Source organism: Fusobacterium ulcerans (genome assembly GCF_003019675.1).
Classification (GTDB): Bacteria; Fusobacteriota; Fusobacteriia; order Fusobacteriales; family Fusobacteriaceae; genus Fusobacterium_A; species Fusobacterium_A ulcerans.
In genome coordinates, this window is record NZ_CP028105.1 from 485,770 (window position 1) to 505,302 (window position 19,533).

Consider the following 19,533-nt stretch of genomic DNA (forward strand, 5'->3'; position numbering starts at 1 on the left):
TTTAGTTTTTTGTTAAAAACTTATCTGCAACTGCCATTGCAATTTCTCTTTTTCCATCTACAAAGTCTATTTCAACTTTTTTATCTGATACTCCTCTTACTACTCCCAATCCAAATTTCTTATGCATTACCTTTTCTCCGACAGAGTAAGGATATTCCTTGTATGTCTTATTCAGGTCTTCCATTGTTATCATTTTTTTGAATTGATGTTTTACTGGAGTTTTTGTAGGATTGATCGCTTCTCTTTTAAATTGAGATTCTATATTGCTTTCAAGAAGATTCTCAGGAAGTTCACTTATGAATCTTGATTTAGTTCTGAAGCTTTCCTCTCCATACATAAATCTGCTTGCAGCATAAGAAATATATAATTTATCCTCTGCTCTTGTTATTGCTACATAGCACAGTCTTCTTTCCTCTTCAAGTTCTCTTGGTTCAAAATCAGCTTTTTTTCCTGGGAATACTTCATCCTCTGTTCCAACTAAAAATACTGTTGGGAACTCAAGTCCTTTAGAGTTATGAATAGTCATAAGTTTTACATAATCTTTCTCTTCCTCTAAATTATCTGTAGCACTTACCAATGATATATTCTCTAAATATTCTCTTAAAGTAAGAGTTTCTATTATTTTTTCCATCTCTGTAATAGAGTTTCTCAACTCTTCTATATTGCTTATTCTGTTTTCACTGTCTTCATAGTTTGATTCCAGATAATCAAAGTATTTTATACTTTTTATCACTTTATCAAAAAGTTCCGAAACAGGTTCAGATTCACTCATTTCAATGAGTTCCATCATCATTTTATGAAATTCTTCCAGCACTATTTTCATATTAGCTGTAAGGGTATCTATCTCATTTGCTCTTCCTAATGCTTCAAAAAGAGTAAGTCCATTTACAGAAGCAAATTCATTTATCTTCTCTAAACTTTTATCTCCTATTTTTCTCTTAGGAACATTAAGTATTCTGCTCAAATTAAGACTGTCTTTAGGATTATTGATAACAGCCAGATAAGCAACTATGTCTTTAATCTCTGCTCTTTGATAGAACTGCATTCCACCAAATATTTTATATGGTATATTGAATCTCAAAAAACCTTCCTCAAAAAGTCTCGATTGAGCATTTGTTCTGTAAAGGATAGTAAAATCTCTGTATTTTTTTCCTTGATTTTTTCCTTTAATTATCTCTTCAATTATAATATTTACTTCCTGTCTTCCATCATTACATTGAAGAAGAGTAATTTTTTCACCAGTAGTTTTCTTAGTCCAAAGCTTTTTATCCCTTGCACTTGAGTTGTTGCTGATTACAGCATTGGCTGCATCCAGTATCACTGAAGTAGAACGATAGTTTTCTTCAAGCTTTACAACCTCTGCATTTGGATAATCTTTTTCAAAATCAAGGATATTTTGAATGTTGGCTCCTCTAAATCCATATATACTTTGGTTTTCATCTCCAACTACACATAGATTCCCATATTTACCAGCTATTTTATTAATTATCTTATATTGGATATTATTGGTATCTTGATATTCATCAACCATTATATATCTGAATTTATCCTGAACTTTATTTAAAATATCAGGTATTTCCAAAAGTTTTGCTGTATTGATCAAGATATCTGAAAAGTCCATTCCATTATTCTTTTTAAGAGTTAGATTATATCTTCTGTATATTTCAGCTACTACTACAGCATTCATATTATATTTATTTTCTGATTTTTCATAGTCGTCAGCTGATACTTCTTCCTCTTTCAATTTTGAAATAAGAGAAACCACCATACCTTCTGTAAGGTTTTTATCTTTTACTGTAAGCTCCTTCATAATCCCTTTTACTACTCTTTTTTGATCATCAGCATCATAAATAGTAAAATTAGCTCCATAACCAAGTCTGTCCCCATATGTTCTCAAAAGTCTTACTCCAAATGAGTGGAATGTAGAAACCATAGTTCTCTTTCCATCTTCTCCTATGAGATCTTCTACTCTCTCTTTCATTTCCTTAGCCGCTTTATTTGTAAATGTCACAGCTAATATCTTATATGGAGATATCCCTAATTCCTGAATCATGTGGGCTATTCTATAAGTTATTGTTCTTGTTTTTCCAGAACCTGCTCCTGCAAGTATAAGCAGTGCCCCTTCTATTTTCTCAGCAGCTTTTCTCTGTCTGTCATTTAATTTTTCTAATATGCTCATCTATTTTCTCCACTCCTTCTAAAAGTTAATTATACCATAAAACACCTGCTCTTATCAATTAGAAGTCATCAATACTCTATAATATTCAATATCTTTTATTTATAGTTATCATTTAGTTTATAAAAAAAGGAAGAAGCTCTGCTTCTTCCTATGTAAGCTTTTTAAGTGCCGTGAAAACTGAAAGAAGTTTTAACTCATACCCGCAATAAATACCTTAGTGCTGCTTCCTTCCAGACCTGACACGGTTCGATAATATTGCGCCATGAGATTCCTCAGACAATTTCCACGACGATTAATTATATCAAGTTTTTATAATTCAGTCAACAATTTTATTCCTTAAAATCTTTTAAACAATTCATTCAATATATCTTTTTTATTTTTTGACTTTAAAAAATTTATCTGTTCCTCAATTTTGCTGAGCTCATTCATTTGAATTTCCAGACCATCCTCTGATTTTTTTCTTATCTCTTCCTCTTTTGCTTTTAAAATTTCTTCATATTTAGCAATTTCTTTCTCACTATTTTTCTTCATATCTTCAATTATTTTTTTCTTCCAGTATCCATCTTTATTATTCAATACCTTCAATATTTTTTCAGAAAGATTACTTTTTACAGTTACTCTTCTAGTGTTGGAATTATAATTGTAGCTGATATCTCCATCTTTCACATCACTAAGCAGAGGAATTATCATATCTTTAAGCAAAGGTACTTTTATATTTAAAGAATCTGTTATTTTCTGTCCATTAAGGTCCAGATTACGCATATTCAGCTTACCCTTTATAACTATATCATTTTTTGAAAGAACAGTTTTTTGAGAAAGTCCTGCTGATCCTCCAAGTATATAATCATTAAATTCTTTTAATTCTTCAAGGTCAACCTTTGAAATATCAATATTTATGTACCCTTCTAAAGTATTCACATTAAAATATCCATCCATTTTTCCATGGCTGTCTTTTTTATCTCCATTTAAGAAAAATGTTACATTATCTTCATTTCTTGAAAGTCTGCTTGAAATATTATTTAACTCTCCATTTAAAGCAAATCCATATAGGGTAGATGTAAGATCAATTTTTTCAACATATACTTCCCATTTATCTGTTTGCCCCATATCTTCATTTTTTCTAAGTTCAATTTCTTTTAAAACATCTCTATATTTTACTACTATCTCATATATTTTCTTTTCATATACTTCATTAAGATATATATTTACAAGAGAATCCAGATCTTTTATTGCTATTTCTCCATTTTGTACAAAAGCTTCTACACTTTTCTCTACAGAGAATTTTAATTCAGGAGAATTTTTCATATCCTCCAAATCTAATCTTATCTGCTCTTTTTCATCTTTTAGCTGATCATTTAACACTTTTGCAGAGTCTATTATATTTTTTACTTCCCTATCCATTTTAAATATATCCAATGGATTTTTAAGACTTGTTACTTTTTTCAAATCTTCTCTTATACTTTTAAATTCCTTACCCTTTTCTATCTCTTTTATTCTAGTTTCCCAGTAATTTCTTTTCTCTTCCAGAAGTTTATTATTTCTTTCATATTCACTTTTAAGAATATTTTCAAGATTTAAATCATTTATTTTCATATTATCTAAATATGAATTTTCTATTTCTGTTACTAGAACTTCCTTATTTTTCTCTTCATCATCTGGTACAAGAACTTGTGAAGCATCTAATGGTGTTTTCTCTTTTATTCCAATAGCTCCATCTGTCTTTCTATCTGTAAGAAAATCTACATTTATTATATGTGCTTCACTTATCAAAACTTTTTTATCTGAAATATAGATATCGTAATCAGCATTAAACTCCTTTACTGTTACAAAATTTTTCATACTATTTCTCTGACTTGTTGCTTCTATATCCCTAACTACTATTCTCTTATTAAAAGGAGAGAACTCAACTTTTCCTATATCCACCTTGCCTTTATTTATTTCTGTAAGTTTTTTCTCAAGAATATTTTTTACTATGATGTTTCTGGCAGCATATACTCCAACTACTATTAGAATGATTACTGCTAATAAATACATAATTATTTTTTTCATTTTTTCAACTCCTTAGCTGAATTTTTTTATCAGTACCCTTATTTTTCCTTTTTTACTCTCACCTAAAACAGAATCAATCAAAAACTTTCCTTTTCTCCTTATAGAGATAATATCTTTTTCCTTTACCAATCTACTCTTATCTTTATCAGTATTGTAGTTCAATGCTACATCTCCAGATTCTAAAGCTTCTATTGCATTGTTTCTGGAAAAATTTCCTAAAGCTGCTGTTACTACATCCAGCCTTAAAGAGGCTATACTTTCTACCAACTCCTTGAATTCTGTTTCTGGAATATCCCCAGAGGTTATCTCTTCAGCTTCTACAGGAATTTTACCTATCATCTTAAGGTTTTCCTTTAAAAACATAAATAATTCTTCATTTATTATACCATAACATATCCCCTCTTTTACAATCAAATCTCCTAATATTTCTCTTTTCAATCCCAAAGACATGATACTTCCAAGATAATGTTTATGTTCCAGCTCTTTAAACTTAGAACCATTAGCTATTTTAAAATATTTAACTGGAAAATTCAGCATCTCCAGATCAAAATTTTTAGGATATACACCTATCATCTTCTTTTCACAACTGTCATTAATACCCATAAAAGAAAATTTTACTCCTATATTTAGATTCTCCAATCTGCTCCAGAAATTAGGAGGATAAAAGTATCTGCTGTATACTGGGTAGTCTATTTCTTCACAAAGCTCTATATCATCGCATATTGCCCCAACTAAAAATTCATCTGTATCAGGAAATGCTGATTGAAATTTTTTTCTGTCCAAAGTTTTTCTCCTTTTTATAATTTTATCTACTATATGATTTTATCTGATTTTATTCAGAAAGGGAATACCTAAAAAAAGTTTTTTATTCAGTGTACAAAGCAAAGGATATTCTACTACTTCAGATGCTTGTATTCAACATTAGATTGAAAATTTGTTTTTTTTATGCTAAAATTAAATGAATATTTTTCAACATTAAGGAGATGAAAATTAAAATGGTAAAAAGAAAGTATATAGCACCTAACGCAATCACTGCTGCTGGTTTATTTCTAGGTTATTTAAGTATCACAGCATCAATTAAAGGTGAATTTATACGTGCTATAGTCTTTATTATATTGGCTATGGTTTGTGATGGATTAGACGGAAAAACAGCAAGAAAATTAGATGCTTTTAGTGAATTTGGTAAGGAATTTGATTCCTTTTGTGATGCAGTTTCCTTCGGTCTTGCTCCAAGTCTTTTAGTTTATTCTATATTGACTCAAAAAATTGCAGCCAGCCCATTTATAGTTCCAGTTTCATTTTTATATGCTCTATGTGGAGTAATGAGACTTGTAAAATTCAACATTATCACAGTAGCTTCAAGTGAAAAAGGTGATTTCAGCGGAATGCCTATTCCAAGTGCAGCTTCTATGGTTTGTTCTTATTTTCTTTTCTGTTATATGGTAAACAAACATTTAGGTATCGACCTGTTTAATATAGATGCTCTTATGGCTATTACTGTAATTGCTGCTGTACTTATGGTTAGTACTATGAAATTTAAAACTCCAGACAAAGCTTTTCCTTTTATTCCAAAGAAATTTGCTGGTGCTTTCATAATTTTGGTAGTTGTTACACTTCCTATAAGCTTATTCATAGTAACTTATGCTTATGTTCTTATTAATATCATGTCTCACGTTACAAAGAGATTCTTTGGATCAGAAAATCCAGCTGATGACAATGATGAAATAGAAGAGATAATAGAAGTTATGGAAGAAGAGGATCCTGAAGAAAAAGATTCAGAAGAGGAAAATAAATAAAAGTATATTTAAAAATATAAAGAATGGGCAGATTGATAATATCAAATCTGTCCTTTTTGTTTAGAATTAAATATATTTCTTATTTTTTCAAATATATGGTATCATATACACAAGGCTAAAAAAAAGAGGTGGTTTATTTTGGATTTTACATTAAAGTTAAAACAGGAAATGAAGCTTTCTTTAACACAGGAAATGAAAATTTCTATGAATATACTTCAAATGTCTTCATCTAATTTAAAAGATTTTATTGAGAAGGAAGCAATGAAAAATCCAATGCTGGAAGTTACATACTCTGCTCCTTCATCTAAATATAGTTCTGATGAAGAAACTCCCTCTCCTTTTGACTTTATCATTGAAGAAAAAACTTTGATTGATTTCTTAGAGGAACAACTTGGATACTTAAAAATTTCACCTAAAATAAAGTCTATATGTGAATATGTAATAAATAATTTAGATGACAGAGGCTATCTTTCTATGTCTAAACTAGAGATAAAAAAGGTTTTGAAAGCTTCTACAGCTCAAATGAAAGAAGCTATGGACATCATCTATTCTTTAGAACCGACTGGTATTGGAGCTGAAAATCTAAAGGAAAATCTAAAAATACAGCTTATGGCAAAAAATATTACAGATGAAAAGCTTTTTTACCTTATAGATGATTTTCTGGAAGAACTTGGAGACAGAAATTACTCCCTTATAAGTGAAAAATTAAATATCTCTGTTGAACAAATAGAAGACTATCTTGATATTATCAAGACATTAGAGCCTATTCCTGCCAGAGGATACTTTGTTGGGAATAAGACAAACTATGTTGTCCCAGAAGCTAAAATAGAAATAGTTGATGATGAATTAGTAGTTATATTAAATGAAGAGGCTATCCCCAAAATTAAAATAAGCAGCTCATATGAATCTACAAATTCATTAGCTGATAAAAATAATATGTATACAGCTATAAACCTGATTAAAAGTATTGAGAAAAGATATATCACTCTTGAAAGAGTTTTAAATCAGCTTATAATAAAGCAGAAGGATTTCTTTTTTAAAGGAAAGGATTTTCTACAGACTTTGACTCTGAAAGATATTGCAAAGGAATTAAATCTTCATGAGTCTACTATTTCCAGAACTGTAAGAGATAAATTTATAGAAACTCCTCAGGGAATGATTGCTATAAAATCTTTATTTTTACTAAATTCAGAGTGTCTTGAAATAAAAAAGACTATTGAGGACCTTGTAAAATCAGAAGATAAAACTTCTCCTCTCTCAGATGAAAAAATATCTCTGTATTTTAAAAATAATGGCTGTAATGTAGCTAGAAGAACAATAGCTAAGTATAGAGAAGAACTTGGAATCGCTTCTACCAGAGAAAGAAAGAGAAAATAACAAAAGAACTATCTGTTTATGACGGATAGTTCTTTTTAGTATTATCTCTTCAATTATTTCATTTTTTTAGATGCTCTGAATTTTATTATTTTCTTGGGATAAATCGTCATCTGCTCTTTTGTTACAGGATTAGCTACTACTCTTGGCTTTCTTGTGAGTATTTCAAATATTCCTCTTCTTGGAAATTTTACCTCTCTATCTAAGACTATTGCTTCTTTCACTGTTTCAAGAAATTCTTCTATCTCATCTTCTGATTTGATTATTGATAGTCTATCTGGGCTCATTTCACTGTATAGCTTTGCCATTTCTCTTCTATTCATCTGTATCACCATTAGCTATTTCTATGAGGCTCTTTCCTGCTCTGAATTTTACTACCTCTTTAGGCTTGGTATAACCTGCTTCCTCCCACATTGGCACCAGTATTTTTCTGACTTTTCTCTCTCTTTTTTCAAATACTCCCCAGTTTTTGAATATTACTTTTTTATCTTCATCTAAAGCTTTCAGCAGTACATTCCAGAATAAATCTATCTTTTCTCTGACTTCTTTATGGCTTTTAGAATTATTTCTCTTCTTGTAAAATCTTATAAACTCCCCTTCTGTCATATTTTCCCCTTTAAGTATTATATTTTTTAAGCGAAAGACTGGCTACTTTTAACCAGTCCTTCTTTTTTAATTTAGAATAATTTCTTAGTAATTAAGCAGTCAAAAATTTTAATTGCTGTTAAAACTTGTAACCTAGTCCTGCTCCAACTATCCATTCACCTTTAGTTTTGTTTTTAGCAGAACCGTTATGAGAATCTCTTTCTACAGAATAAGTTCCCTTTACATCAAAGATTACTCCGTTTTCCAGTTCAAGAGCATATTTAGCATTTAATCCTATGCTGTGTTCATTCTTATGAGCTACTAAGATATCAAAGTCTGATCCACCTTTAAATCTTCCTGTGATGTGCTCCTCATCAGCTCCATCAAGTATCTTAGTATAACTTACACCAGCAGTTAAAGTACTCTTACCTTTTTCATGTGGAATAACTTTCTTCAAGTCTACTCCTACTTTTCCCACAGTGTAGTCAAATGATTTTGAATCTGTCTCAATAGCTAAAGTTTTATTTCCCTCATTAGCTCCATCTTGGTCTACATATGTGTATGATAGAGTTGCGTATGGTTCTAGGAATAAGTTGTCTCCTACTTGATGTGAGTATCTTCCATTTAAGTAAATGTCATAAGCTATATCTGAATATTTATCATTGTAGGCATTTCCTAATGTTCTTCTGTCTGCATCATATTCTGAATATTGTACTCCTGCTCCTGCTTTTAATGTTAGGTTTCCTCTGTAGTTTTCAGCAAATGCACCAAGATATCCGCTGTTTCCTTTTACTTTAGATGTAGACATTTCAGCTTCACTTTTATTTCCTCCAAGTGTTAGACCTAGAGAAAGATTTTCTGAATATCCATATTTAGCCAGCATGTATGCTCCAGTAAGTTTCATATCTGCGCTCGTCTCTGCTGTTCCTCCATCTATTTCATGATAATTCTGTCCATAGTATGTATCTTTAGTTCCTCCATCAGCGTGAGTTAACCCACCCATTATCAGCCATTTATCTTGATTTGGTCTGAATTCATTTTCTGTTACTATATCTCTGAACATTCCCATTGATTTTCTTGATAACTCTGAACTATATGAGTAAGGAGTTCCTGTGTATATATCATTTAAGTAGCTTAAAAGAATTTTTAACTGGTCTTCTTCAGAAGAACTATTGTAGTCGTAATTTTTCCCAAGGAAAGTCATACCTAATATATCTCTTAACCCATCAAGATTTTTTTCATCTGTACTATTGTAAATACTCTTATATATCTTATTTAAAGAATTGTATTTATTTACTTTAGGATTTACAATTCCATCTAAATCTGAACCTGCTCCTAAATATATGTAATCTTCATACTTATCAAGGTCTACCTTATCTATAATAGAATTTGTCTTGATTTTCATATTATTAAGTTTTATATTCTCCATATCAACTAATATTTCTTTTCCTATCCCATTTGTTATGAAATTCAAAGTTCCTGATTCTTCTGGAGAGATTCCCTCTATTGTCATTCTATCAGTTCCTGAAAAAGCATGAGTTGCTATAGGTATTGAAGTCGATGAAACAATAGCTGCTGGTGATAAATCTCCATCTTTCTTTAATCTAAGGCTTAGCACTCCTGTTTTCTCCACTGTAACTACATTTGTTCCTGTTACTTTCATATCTTCAAAGAATGTTACATTATTGTCTATACTTATATCAGTAAAACCAGATATATCATGAAGCATATTCATACTTCCATCAGCTTTTCCATAAAGATTAAGAATATTATTTCCATTAGATTCCATCTTTCCATTGACTATTGCATTTCCCTCTAAAGTAACAGCATTGTTGTTACCTGTTATCATTATAGCTGTATCGGCACTATTTATAATAGAATCTCCTTTTAAAGTAAGAGTACTTCCATCTTCAGTTATACTTATTGCTGTACTACCATCTGCAACTCCTCCATTTACTACTGTATTATCAAGAGTAAGTATTGACATTCCTTGATCCATTACAACTGCTGTCTCATAAGCATTAACTCTACTGTTATTTAATTTATTGTTCTCTCCAGAAACTTTTAAAGTATTCTCTATTCCGTTTAAAACATATTGTTTGTCTGAAGAAAAATCACTTATTTCACTGCCAACAATATCATCAGCATCAGAATATAGCTTTCCCTCTTCCAAAGTTAAACTTTTAGTTCCTCCTATATTATCCTTATTGTCATTTTTAGCTTTAGCATTTATTACTGTATATTCCCCCTCTGTAGAAATTGTTCCAAATTTTGAAAAATCATCATCAGTAGCTGAATAAGTTCCACTTACATCTTTAAAAGCAAGTCCATAGTTTTTGGGATTAGTAACTGTTCCATCTATTACTTTATCTCCACTAGTTACAAGAAGTCCATAGTTATATAGATCTTTTAATGTTCCAGACTTAATATTTATAGCATTAGTTGAACCATATATAATTCCTGCATTTGTTATATTTGAATGGTTCGAAGATGACTTATCATATAGACGTATTCCATAACTATAACTAGAAGAACCATTACTAGTTATTGCCCCATTATTTGTTAGATTACCATTTAAGTTTGAAGAAGTTACACATATTCCATAACTAAGACCAACATTACTACCAGAAGTAGTTATTTTTCCATTATTTGTTAGATTTCCATCTAAGTCTGAAGTTACATATATTCCATAACCATTACCACCAGAAGAAGTACTATAAGCAGTTATTTCTCCATTATTTGTTAGATTTCCATCGAAGCCTGAAGTTATATATATTCCATAACCAGAATTACTATAAGCAGTTATTTCTCCATTATTTGTTAGTTCTCCTGCTAAGTTTACCACACTTATTCCATAACCATAAATACTCTTATATTGAGGATTACTAATTATAGTTATCACATTTTCTATCACTCCGTTATTTACTAGGTTTATTTCTGGAGCAGTCACTTTTAGTGTAGCTTCATAAACACCAGAAGTAGGATTCTCAACTGTACTTTCTCCAGAAATTACAGAATTATTTGTATATGTATTTGTACCAGCATTCCAGTTATTATCAGGATATGGATCCCCTTCAAGTCCCGGTGTAAATGAAGTTTCAGCTTTATCTTTAAATTGTATATTACCACTAGTATCTTTTGTTATTTCTAATTCTGTTGCTTTTGGATCTTCTGTTGCCCCCATTACAACTGTACAAGAGAGAAGCATTCCCACTACTGCTCCTACTGTAATATTTCTTCCCCTTTTTTTGTTGCCGCTTTTTACAGCCTTCATAATCTTTTCTATCATCTTTCCCTCCCCAAAATATTCATTCATAATTTTACTAAATATAGCTCTCAGTGTAGAAATATCCTTGATTCATATGTTTTAACTTTATAAACTTTAGAGCACTTTTCTACTGTTCGCATTTATATACTTTTGCGAACAGTAGTCTGTTTATTAATTTTAGAGAATATTATTTAAATTAAGATATTGACTTTTTTATCGAAATAATGTATCATCTACAATGTAAGTATATGGCAACAAATTATGAGTTAAAGAAAATTTTGGTACAACAAAAATAAAAGTGTTCGCATTTGTATATAAAAGAGAACTCTTTTAAACTGTCTTTAAATTTGAAAGTCTCCAGTAAATCTATACTGAGGATTTTTTTTATTTTATTCTTTTTTTTGTAGATTTAAATTTATTCCAGTAAAAAAATCAAGCTCCTTGTGTAGATTAAAATACTTGTTCCCATTTTTCTGTGGAGAATGTCTCCCTCTTCTACTTTGTTGTAAATAGTATTTTTATGCTTTTTAAAATACTTTGCCACTTCGTTTATTGTTGCCCATTCTCCCAGCTCTTTTACTATTTCATCTGCTAAAGTTTTATTCATTGGGGATAGATTTCCAAGTTTTTTAAAAATATATTCTTCTCTCTCCATACATCAGTCTCCCTTTTTAGTTTTAATACATAAATTCAAAAAACTTCTGCTTTGTCATCCCTCTTTTGCTCTTCCCTGTTACCTGTACAGGAAAGCACATGTCAATTATCCTGTCTCTTATTCTGTTCTGTCCATGACTTGAAAACTTCTCGCTTATCTCGCACTTTTCCTCATCTTTGCTGAAATTCAAATTTGTAGATATTATCAAAGGTTTTTCACTTCTGTATCTTGCGTCTATGAGATTATATATTTTTTCTCCTCTCCACCCAGTTTGATTTTTATCCAGCCCCTTTTCTCCACCAAAATCATCTATCATCAGAAGATCGCATTTTTCCACCTGCTCCAGAATATCTCTTTCAGCTGCTCCCCACTCTATTGTGAGCTTATTAAGATACAGCCCCAGATTCATTACCAGTACTGTCTTTCCTCTCTCCATGAGGTAGTTTGCTATACAGGCAGTGGTGAAAGTCTTTCCTGTTCCCACCCCACCATAGAACAGCAGTCCTTCCTGCTTCTCTTTTTTCATAAAGCTTTTTACATACTGCTGTGCCAGCTGCATTTGTTCGCATTTTATATCAGCATTTTCAAATCTGCTGTTTTGAAATCTCTTGTCTATTACAGAGATATCCTTGCATTTCTGCATTTTTTTCTCTATATTTTCTCTGGTTCTTTTTCTTTCCAACTCTTCCAGTTCTCTTTCTTTTTTCTTTTCCAGACAGTCGCATGTTGGAAGATACTCTAAATTTTTTCTAAAAGTTTCAGAAAGGTTTTTAAGATAATCACTCTCATTCTTCACATATTCTTTTCCGCAGTATTCACACTTCTTCATCTTCAATTCCATCCTCTTTTGCTATTTTATTTAAAAGCTCCTTGATAAAGTTCCCTGTAGAATCCTCATATACCGGTCTCACGAATTTTTTCTTAGATTCCTTTTTCTCTTTGCTCTTTTGTTCTTTGTCCTTAAAGTTTCCATTCAAGGCTTTCTTTAGGTTCTCTATCTTGAATATGCTGTTGATGCTCATATTGTTTTTAACAAACTCTGACTTTGACATTAGTGTCAGTGCTTCAAAAAGTTTTACAGCGCCAAGTTCTCTCCACACTCCCAAGAGTACATAGTTGTCTGGGCGATAGTTATACTCTGGAAGTCCCAGCTCCTTATATTTTTTTAATATGTCCTGTATCTCCATAGGTGCATCGCTAAGTTTTTCTTTTTCCTCTTCCCCTGTGTGTGTATTATTTATATCTTTTACTCTTTTAATATCTTCTAAATAAGAACTATCTTCTGATGGCTCTAAAAATTCAGTAATGGTTTTATCAGGAATGATATTTTCAGGAGTGAATATTAATCTTTTCCCTTTAAACTTTCCCTTGCTTCTTTCCTCCACCAGCTGTATCACTTTTAACTTTTCAAATATTTTTAATCCTTTAGGAATCCAATCCTTGCTTAAACTACTATATTTGGCTATTGTTTGAGTGTAGTATTTGATATCTCTCCCATTAAAATCACTGTAGATTTCAGTAAGAGTTAAATACAGATTTCTAAGCTTGTCATGTTCCTTTCCCTCATACTGACATCTCAATAATCGCAGTATCTTTTTTTCCTGCCAGCAGAATGGTTGATTCTTTGTGTTTCTTTTGTTCTCCATTGTTCACTCCTTTAATTTCATAGTAATATATACTAACTTATTTATATCTAATACCTTTTTTTTAATATTTTTTAAAGCTATTTAAAATTTTTATAAATATAACGATTCATATACTAGCATAACATTCTATTTTTGTATATCAAAAAAATAAAATCTGGAATAAAGACACAAATAAAAAAATTCTTAAAATTCTTCTAACATCGCTCTTAATCAATTTATTCTTTTAGTGTTTTTCAAGGCATTTTTTTAATAAAATTTTTTTATTTTTTTCATTTCAAAAAGTTCATCATTTTTATCACAATTTCAAGAAATAAACTACCAAAACAAAAAATCACCCACAAGGTAAAATTACCTCACGGGTGATGATTTTTTTATTTACATGGATTTACTCTATATTATTTTGAAAAAAAAGAGCGCAGTTTACACTGCACTCTTTTTTTACCCCTGTGTTTTTATATAGCTTGTTTTAGATTTCCATCTCTAGCAGAGCTGAAGATAAACTTTTACCATGTTTATCCAAAGCTAGTGATCTTGTTACTCCCCCGCCTAAAGCTTCGTCCATGACAAAGTTTAAAGCCCCCAAATTTGGTATTTCATATCTAACTACTTCTCCATGTACAATATCTTTAAAATATTCTTTTACTTTCTCAGCAGTTACTTTTTCACGAATTAATTCATAATCTTTTTCATCATAAACTATAAGAGAAATATTTGAAATATTTCCTTTATCCCCTGTTCTTGAATGAGCTATATCTAATAATTTCATTTTAAACCTCCTCATACATAACTTCGACTTTGATATCTTCTCTAGGAACAAATATAGAACATATTGAAACTACTTCACTTACGCTCTTAGTTACTCCTCCACCACCAGATGGTCCATTAGTATAAAGAGTTTCTACTTCATTTACTATTTTAGTTGCTTCTGCTTTATTTGTTGTTCTTCCTGCTACTCTCAATCTTACTTCACCTAAAGTAGATGGATCACATAATTTTCTTCCAATAGCATCTCCATAAAGAGAATTAACTCCTAAAAGATCTATTTTCAATTCTTCAAATTTTACCCCTGTATACTCTAATCTTTTCTTAACTACTTCTCCTGCAAGAGCTGCTTTGGCATAGGCAGTTGAACCTCCAAAACTAATTCCAGCATCTCCTATAAAGCAGTCTCTGTATCCTATACTTACTTTTAAAGTTTTTGGTTTTTCTTTTCCTGTTGCTCCAGTTAATAATACTTTATCTTCTCCAATTTCTTTCAATGAAATAGTTGTAAAATCTGCTACTCCATCAGGAGTTAAGTAATTTGCTGGGTCATGAATTTCGTATATAAGCTGCTCTTTACATGTATGAGTAGTTACAAGTCCACCAGTTGTTTCAGTTTTTGTAATTACTACTTCCCCGTTTTCACTTACTTCAGCAATTGGGAAACCTACATTCCATAAATCTTTTACTTCGTTATATCCAGGTACTGCAAAATATCCTCCGCATACCTGAGCTCCACATTCAAGAAGATGTCCTATCATGATACCTTTTCCAATTAAATCAGCATCATTTACATCCCAGCCAAATTCATAAATCAATGGAGCCATAAATATTGCTGGGTCTGCACAACGACCTGTAACCACTATATCTGCTCCGTTTTTCAATGCTTCTACTATTCCATCAGCACCTAAATATACATTTGCAGATATTAATTTATCTTCTATATTTTTTAAAGGCATACCTAATTCCAATATATCACGATCAAGATATTTTCCAAGATGTTCAGATATATCATCACCAAGCACTGCTGCTAATTTAAGATTTTTTATTCCCATAGATTCTGCCATTGATTTAATTTTTTTGATGGCACTTAATGGGTTAGCTGCTCCCATGTTAGTTATTACTTTTATTTTTTTCTCTGAGCATATAGGAAGTATTTTTTCAAATCTATATTCAAGCAGACCATTATATCCCTTATTTGGATCTTTTAATTTTTCCTGTTGAGCTATTGCTATTGTTCTTTCTGCAAGACACTCAAAAACTATGTAGTCGATATTTCCATTGAGCATTAAATCTACAGCTGGCTCTATTCTGTCTCCAGCATAACCTGCTCCTGAACCTATTCTTACTTTTTTCATTTTAACCTCCTGAAAATTAATTATCTATATAAAGCACCTGTTACTATTGCTACTATAAGCATCACTATTGTAGTTAAAAACGCATATGGTATTGTTTTTTTCTGATGTTCTCCAAGTTCTACCCCTGTCAATCCAACTAAAAGGAAAGTTGAAGCTGTAAGTGGACTTACTGGGAATCCAGTTGTCATTTGTCCTAATATAGCTGCTCTACCAACTGCTATTGCTGAACTTCCAAATTCCTGAGCTGTAGTTGCAAGAACCGGCATTACTCCAAAGTAGAATGAATCTGGGTCAAATAGCAAACTTGCCGGCATACTTATTACTCCTGTAATAACTGCCATATAGCTTCCTAACGATTGAGGAATTGTTTTTACTATAACTGTAGACATCTCTGTTATCATTCCTGATTTTTGCATGATTCCAATAAATGCACCTGCTGCAAATAATATACTTGCCATCATAAGAGCTGCTTTTGCATGAGCATCCACTCTTTCTTTCTGCTCTTTTACAGAAGGGAAGTTTATTACTATTGATATACAGAAAGCAATCATAAATACTACTGTTGGTGATAACTTTCCTGATACAAGAACTACTATTGCTACTATTATTGTTAAAATATTTACAATAAAGTTTCTGCTCTCTTTCTTTTCTCCTAGATTATTTGTATCAATGTTTATATCTTCTATATTTCCAATTCTAATCTTTTCATCTCTTCCTAATTTAAAAGCTACAAAAAGAACAAATAATATTCCTGCTAAAACAGGTATAAGTAAAGGATTAAAAAGTTCTGTTACTGGTATTTTTAAAGAAGTTGCTGCTCTGATAGTAGGTCCTCCCCATGGAAGAATATTCATTACCCCTGCCCCTAAAGCTACTATTGTAGCAAGAGTAGTTTTTCTCATTCCCAAAGCTTCATATAAAGGAAGCATTGCTGGAACTGTTACTAGAAATGTTACTGCTCCTGATCCATCAAGATGTACTATCATAGCTAATATTGCTGTTCCTATTGCTATCTTTATTGGATCTTTACCAACAATTTTTAGTATCTGATCAATTATCGGCTGGAAAGTTCCTGCATCTGTAAGGATACCGAAGAATAAAATCGCAAAGATAAACATAGTTCCAGTTGGAGCTATTGATTTTACCCCATCATTAATGTATTTTCCAATATTTAACCCATGTCCTCCTATAAGTGCTGTTATTACTGGCACAGATATAAGTGCTACTAATGGAGACATTTTCTTCAACATAATTACTGCCAATAGTACAATGATTGTTATAAATCCTAAAGCCGCTACCATATTTTCCTCCCTTGTTTTATTTAATATTTATTTTCATCTGACATTTCTTTTGATAAAATATAAAGCAAATCTTATGCCATAGTAAATATTTTTTTACTTTCCCCAATTTATCAGGGATCACAAAATTTTTACTAAATTTTACGATAAAAAATTTCTAATTTTTTAGAAATAAAAATCTGAGTGAATAATTTTATTTCACTCAGATCGATAATTTTACATTTATATGATTCTTCAATATAACTTTCTAATTTTTTAGAAACAACTAATGTTCCGTTTCTAATTTTTTAGAAAAAAATACTATCTTTCAAGTTTATTATATAATGTAGCCAGAGAGATATTCAAAGCTTTAGCTGCTTTTTTCTTTCCTTCTACACTGTCGCCATATATTTCTATTACTTTTTTCAAGTAGTTCTGTTCTGCTTCTCTTACTATTTCACTAAGAGGAAGAATATTTTCATTCTCATTTATATTATTCTTCATATTTATTGGAAGATGCTCAGCTTTAATTTCATTTCCTTCAGCCATGCTAAATGTAAATTCAATAATATTTTTTAATTCCCTGATATTTCCCGGCCAATCATATTCTTTCAGTACTTTTAAAGCATTTCCATTTAGCCTTACTTCCTTTCTGTACTTCATTGAAAGATCACTAAGAAATTTTTCTGCTATTGCCTTTATATCGTTTTTTTTCTCTCTCAATGGCGGGATAGACATAGGCATTATTGCAATTCTATAATAGAGGTCTCTTCTAAAAGTATTCTCTTCTATCATTTGCTCCAGATTTTTATTAGTAGCACAAATAAGCCTCACATCTATTGGTATTTCTTTAGAGCCACCAATTTTTCTTATGCTTTTTTCCTGAAGTACTCTAAGAAGTTTACCCTGCAAACCATATTCAAGCTCCCCTATCTCATCTAAAAACAGAGTTCCTCCCTGAGCAAGCTGGAATAATCCAGTCTTTCCATTTTTCTTTGCTCCTGTAAAAGATCCCTCTTCATAACCGAAAAGCTCACTCTCTATTAGGTTTTTCTCAAATGAAGCACAGTTTACTGGAATAAATGGAAAATCTTTTCTTGCACTGAAATTATGTATAGCACTTGCATAAAGTTCTTTTCCTGTTCCGCTTTCTCCTGTTATCAGCACGTTAGAATCAGCCAGAGCTATCCTTTTCGCAAACTCTTTTACTTCTATACTTTTTTCATCTACAGTTATAATATCATCAAAGCTGTACTTTCCATTTCCTAATGTTTTTACATGTTCCTTTAGATTTTGAATTATTATTTTTGAAAGATTAAGTTTTTCTGTAAGCTTATAAATATCTATCAATTCATTAAGAAGGGATATTCCTCCTATGACTTTTCCGTCTTCATAGATAGGGACCATATTTACAAGATATTCTACATCTCCCATCTTTCTATGAGCTCCCAGTTCCATTTTTTCATCTTTTACAACATCAGTAAGACGGCTTCCAGGACGAACTTCAGAAAGATATCTCCCTATTATATTTTTCTCTTCTACTTTTGTTATTCTTGTATATGCAGGGTTTATATATCTCACTACCCCTTCTTTATCTACTATTAGTATTCCGTCATAAAGTGAATCAAATATAAGTTTTGCATGTCCTGTTATTTTTATCATATTATTCTCCATTCCACATTTTCAAACTTTCATGTCTCAATTTAAGTTTTTCCTCTGGAGTTTTTTTCCAATAATCATTACACAAGCCTCCCTCCCAGTCTCCATACATTGGGTTAGGAAGAACTATATATTTAACTCCATATTTATCTTTATTTTTATCCACATGTTTTATTCTTTCATCATTATCTTTTTTCCTAACTTCAGAATCGAAATCATCTAGATTATCTCCAAGAAGCATTACTATTTCATACCCATTTTTTTCTATCTGATCTCTTCTTTCTGCTTTATCTGAGGTATCTTTTTCCAATAAAAGTGTTTCCTCAGTAACTTCTGGAAATCCTAAAGCTATTAGATTTTCCTTTATAGCATCGAATTCCTTGTGAGAACGATTAGATATATAAAACATTTTCCCACCATTTTCATTTACATATTTTGAAAATTCTACAGCTCCAGGGATAGCTTCTGCTTCTCTAGCTTGAGCCCATTTGTGCCATGCATCTGAACTGTATGTCACTCCATTTTCTATCTGCCATCCTGCCATTTTTCCATTATCTATCAATGTTTCATCAAGATCAGAAACCACTGCCTTTTTCTTTCCATCTTTTGTTTTTGTATTATCAAAAGATAATTTTGCTGTATTAAAAGTCTGATATACTAATGCTCTGTATTCTCCTGATTTCTGCATCCAAAGAGTAGCAAGCACCATTTGGTCAGTAAGCTTTCCATTCATATTATCTTTTAATTCTTTTCCAAATAAAAGACTTGTAATTATAAATAGACCCAAAATTATTTTTTTCAATTTTATGCCCCCATTTTTATATATTTTCTATATCAATTATACTATAAGAATCTATTATTTCAAGAATACATTTTTTTATTCCTAATAAAAAAGAATGACTGAAAGCTAAATTTTACTTTAAGT

At 31.0% G+C, this 19,533-nt stretch carries 16 protein-coding genes and 1 other RNA gene; 2 read left to right on the plus strand and 15 right to left on the minus strand.

Annotated features, from left to right (window positions below):
• Position 1 precedes the first annotated feature (1 nt).
• From C4N20_RS02305 to C4N20_RS02320, 4 genes are all read right to left on the minus strand, one after another.
• The gene (locus C4N20_RS02305) at positions 2-2,179 is read right to left on the minus strand and encodes an ATP-dependent helicase (RefSeq protein WP_005981276.1); all 2,178 of its coding nucleotides are present in this window, start codon (positions 2,177-2,179) and stop codon (positions 2-4) included.
• Between the two features lie 177 nt (positions 2,180-2,356).
• Positions 2,357-2,456: signal recognition particle sRNA small type (ffs, locus tag C4N20_RS02310), an RNA gene on the minus strand.
• A gap of 59 nt (positions 2,457-2,515) precedes the next feature.
• A complete protein-coding gene (locus C4N20_RS02315; RefSeq protein WP_005981274.1) occupies positions 2,516-4,228 on the minus strand; it encodes a hypothetical protein in 1,713 nt (570 codons plus the stop codon).
• 12 nt (positions 4,229-4,240) lie between these two features.
• Entirely contained in the window at positions 4,241-5,011 is a 771-nt protein-coding gene (locus tag C4N20_RS02320; protein WP_005981273.1) for a YlmH family RNA-binding protein, read from the minus strand.
• 212 nt (positions 5,012-5,223) lie between these two features.
• Between C4N20_RS02320 and pssA the strand changes: the two genes are divergently transcribed.
• On the plus strand, positions 5,224-6,024 hold the full coding sequence (gene pssA / locus C4N20_RS02325; protein ID WP_005981271.1) for a CDP-diacylglycerol--serine O-phosphatidyltransferase: 801 nt from the start codon (positions 5,224-5,226) through the stop codon (positions 6,022-6,024).
• Between the two features lie 138 nt (positions 6,025-6,162).
• A complete protein-coding gene (gene rpoN, locus C4N20_RS02330) occupies positions 6,163-7,401 on the plus strand; it encodes an RNA polymerase factor sigma-54 (RefSeq protein WP_005981270.1) in 1,239 nt (412 codons plus the stop codon).
• 53 nt (positions 7,402-7,454) lie between these two features.
• Here the strand turns inward: rpoN and C4N20_RS02335 are convergent, their stop codons facing one another.
• From C4N20_RS02335 to C4N20_RS02385, 11 genes are all read right to left on the minus strand, one after another.
• Positions 7,455-7,721, minus strand: a complete 267-nt coding sequence (locus C4N20_RS02335; protein WP_005981268.1) for an HU family DNA-binding protein — start codon at positions 7,719-7,721, stop codon at positions 7,455-7,457.
• A complete protein-coding gene (locus tag C4N20_RS02340; RefSeq protein WP_005981267.1) occupies positions 7,714-8,004 on the minus strand; it encodes an HU family DNA-binding protein in 291 nt (96 codons plus the stop codon). The genes C4N20_RS02335 and C4N20_RS02340 overlap by 8 nt, the downstream gene beginning before the upstream one ends.
• A 118-nt stretch (positions 8,005-8,122) precedes the next feature.
• Entirely contained in the window at positions 8,123-11,272 is a 3,150-nt protein-coding gene (locus C4N20_RS02345) for an autotransporter family protein (RefSeq protein ID WP_005981266.1), read from the minus strand.
• Positions 11,273-11,666: 394 nt separating this feature from the next.
• A complete protein-coding gene (locus C4N20_RS02350) occupies positions 11,667-11,906 on the minus strand; it encodes a helix-turn-helix domain-containing protein (RefSeq protein ID WP_106878542.1) in 240 nt (79 codons plus the stop codon).
• A gap of 22 nt (positions 11,907-11,928) precedes the next feature.
• On the minus strand, positions 11,929-12,735 hold the full coding sequence (locus C4N20_RS02355) for an ATP-binding protein (protein WP_106878543.1): 807 nt from the start codon (positions 12,733-12,735) through the stop codon (positions 11,929-11,931).
• Complete coding sequence (locus tag C4N20_RS02360; protein WP_106878544.1) at positions 12,722-13,552, minus strand: hypothetical protein; 831 nt, start codon at positions 13,550-13,552, stop codon at positions 12,722-12,724. The genes C4N20_RS02355 and C4N20_RS02360 overlap by 14 nt, the downstream gene beginning before the upstream one ends.
• Positions 13,553-14,018: 466 nt before the next feature.
• Positions 14,019-14,318, minus strand: a complete 300-nt coding sequence (locus tag C4N20_RS02365) for an AtuA-related protein (RefSeq protein ID WP_005981264.1) — start codon at positions 14,316-14,318, stop codon at positions 14,019-14,021.
• 1 nt (position 14,319) lies between these two features.
• Positions 14,320-15,672 carry an acyclic terpene utilization AtuA family protein gene (locus C4N20_RS02370; RefSeq protein ID WP_005981263.1) on the minus strand — a complete coding sequence of 451 codons (1,353 nt, stop codon included), beginning with the start codon at positions 15,670-15,672 and terminating at the stop codon, positions 14,320-14,322.
• Between the two features lie 20 nt (positions 15,673-15,692).
• On the minus strand, positions 15,693-16,973 hold the full coding sequence (locus tag C4N20_RS02375; protein ID WP_005981261.1) for a CitMHS family transporter: 1,281 nt from the start codon (positions 16,971-16,973) through the stop codon (positions 15,693-15,695).
• 297 nt (positions 16,974-17,270) lie between these two features.
• A complete protein-coding gene (locus tag C4N20_RS02380) occupies positions 17,271-18,611 on the minus strand; it encodes a sigma-54 interaction domain-containing protein (protein WP_005981259.1) in 1,341 nt (446 codons plus the stop codon).
• Position 18,612: 1 nt separating this feature from the next.
• Positions 18,613-19,410 carry a 5'-nucleotidase, lipoprotein e(P4) family gene (locus C4N20_RS02385; protein ID WP_005981257.1) on the minus strand — a complete coding sequence of 266 codons (798 nt, stop codon included), beginning with the start codon at positions 19,408-19,410 and terminating at the stop codon, positions 18,613-18,615.
• Between the last annotated feature and the right edge of the window lie 123 nt (positions 19,411-19,533).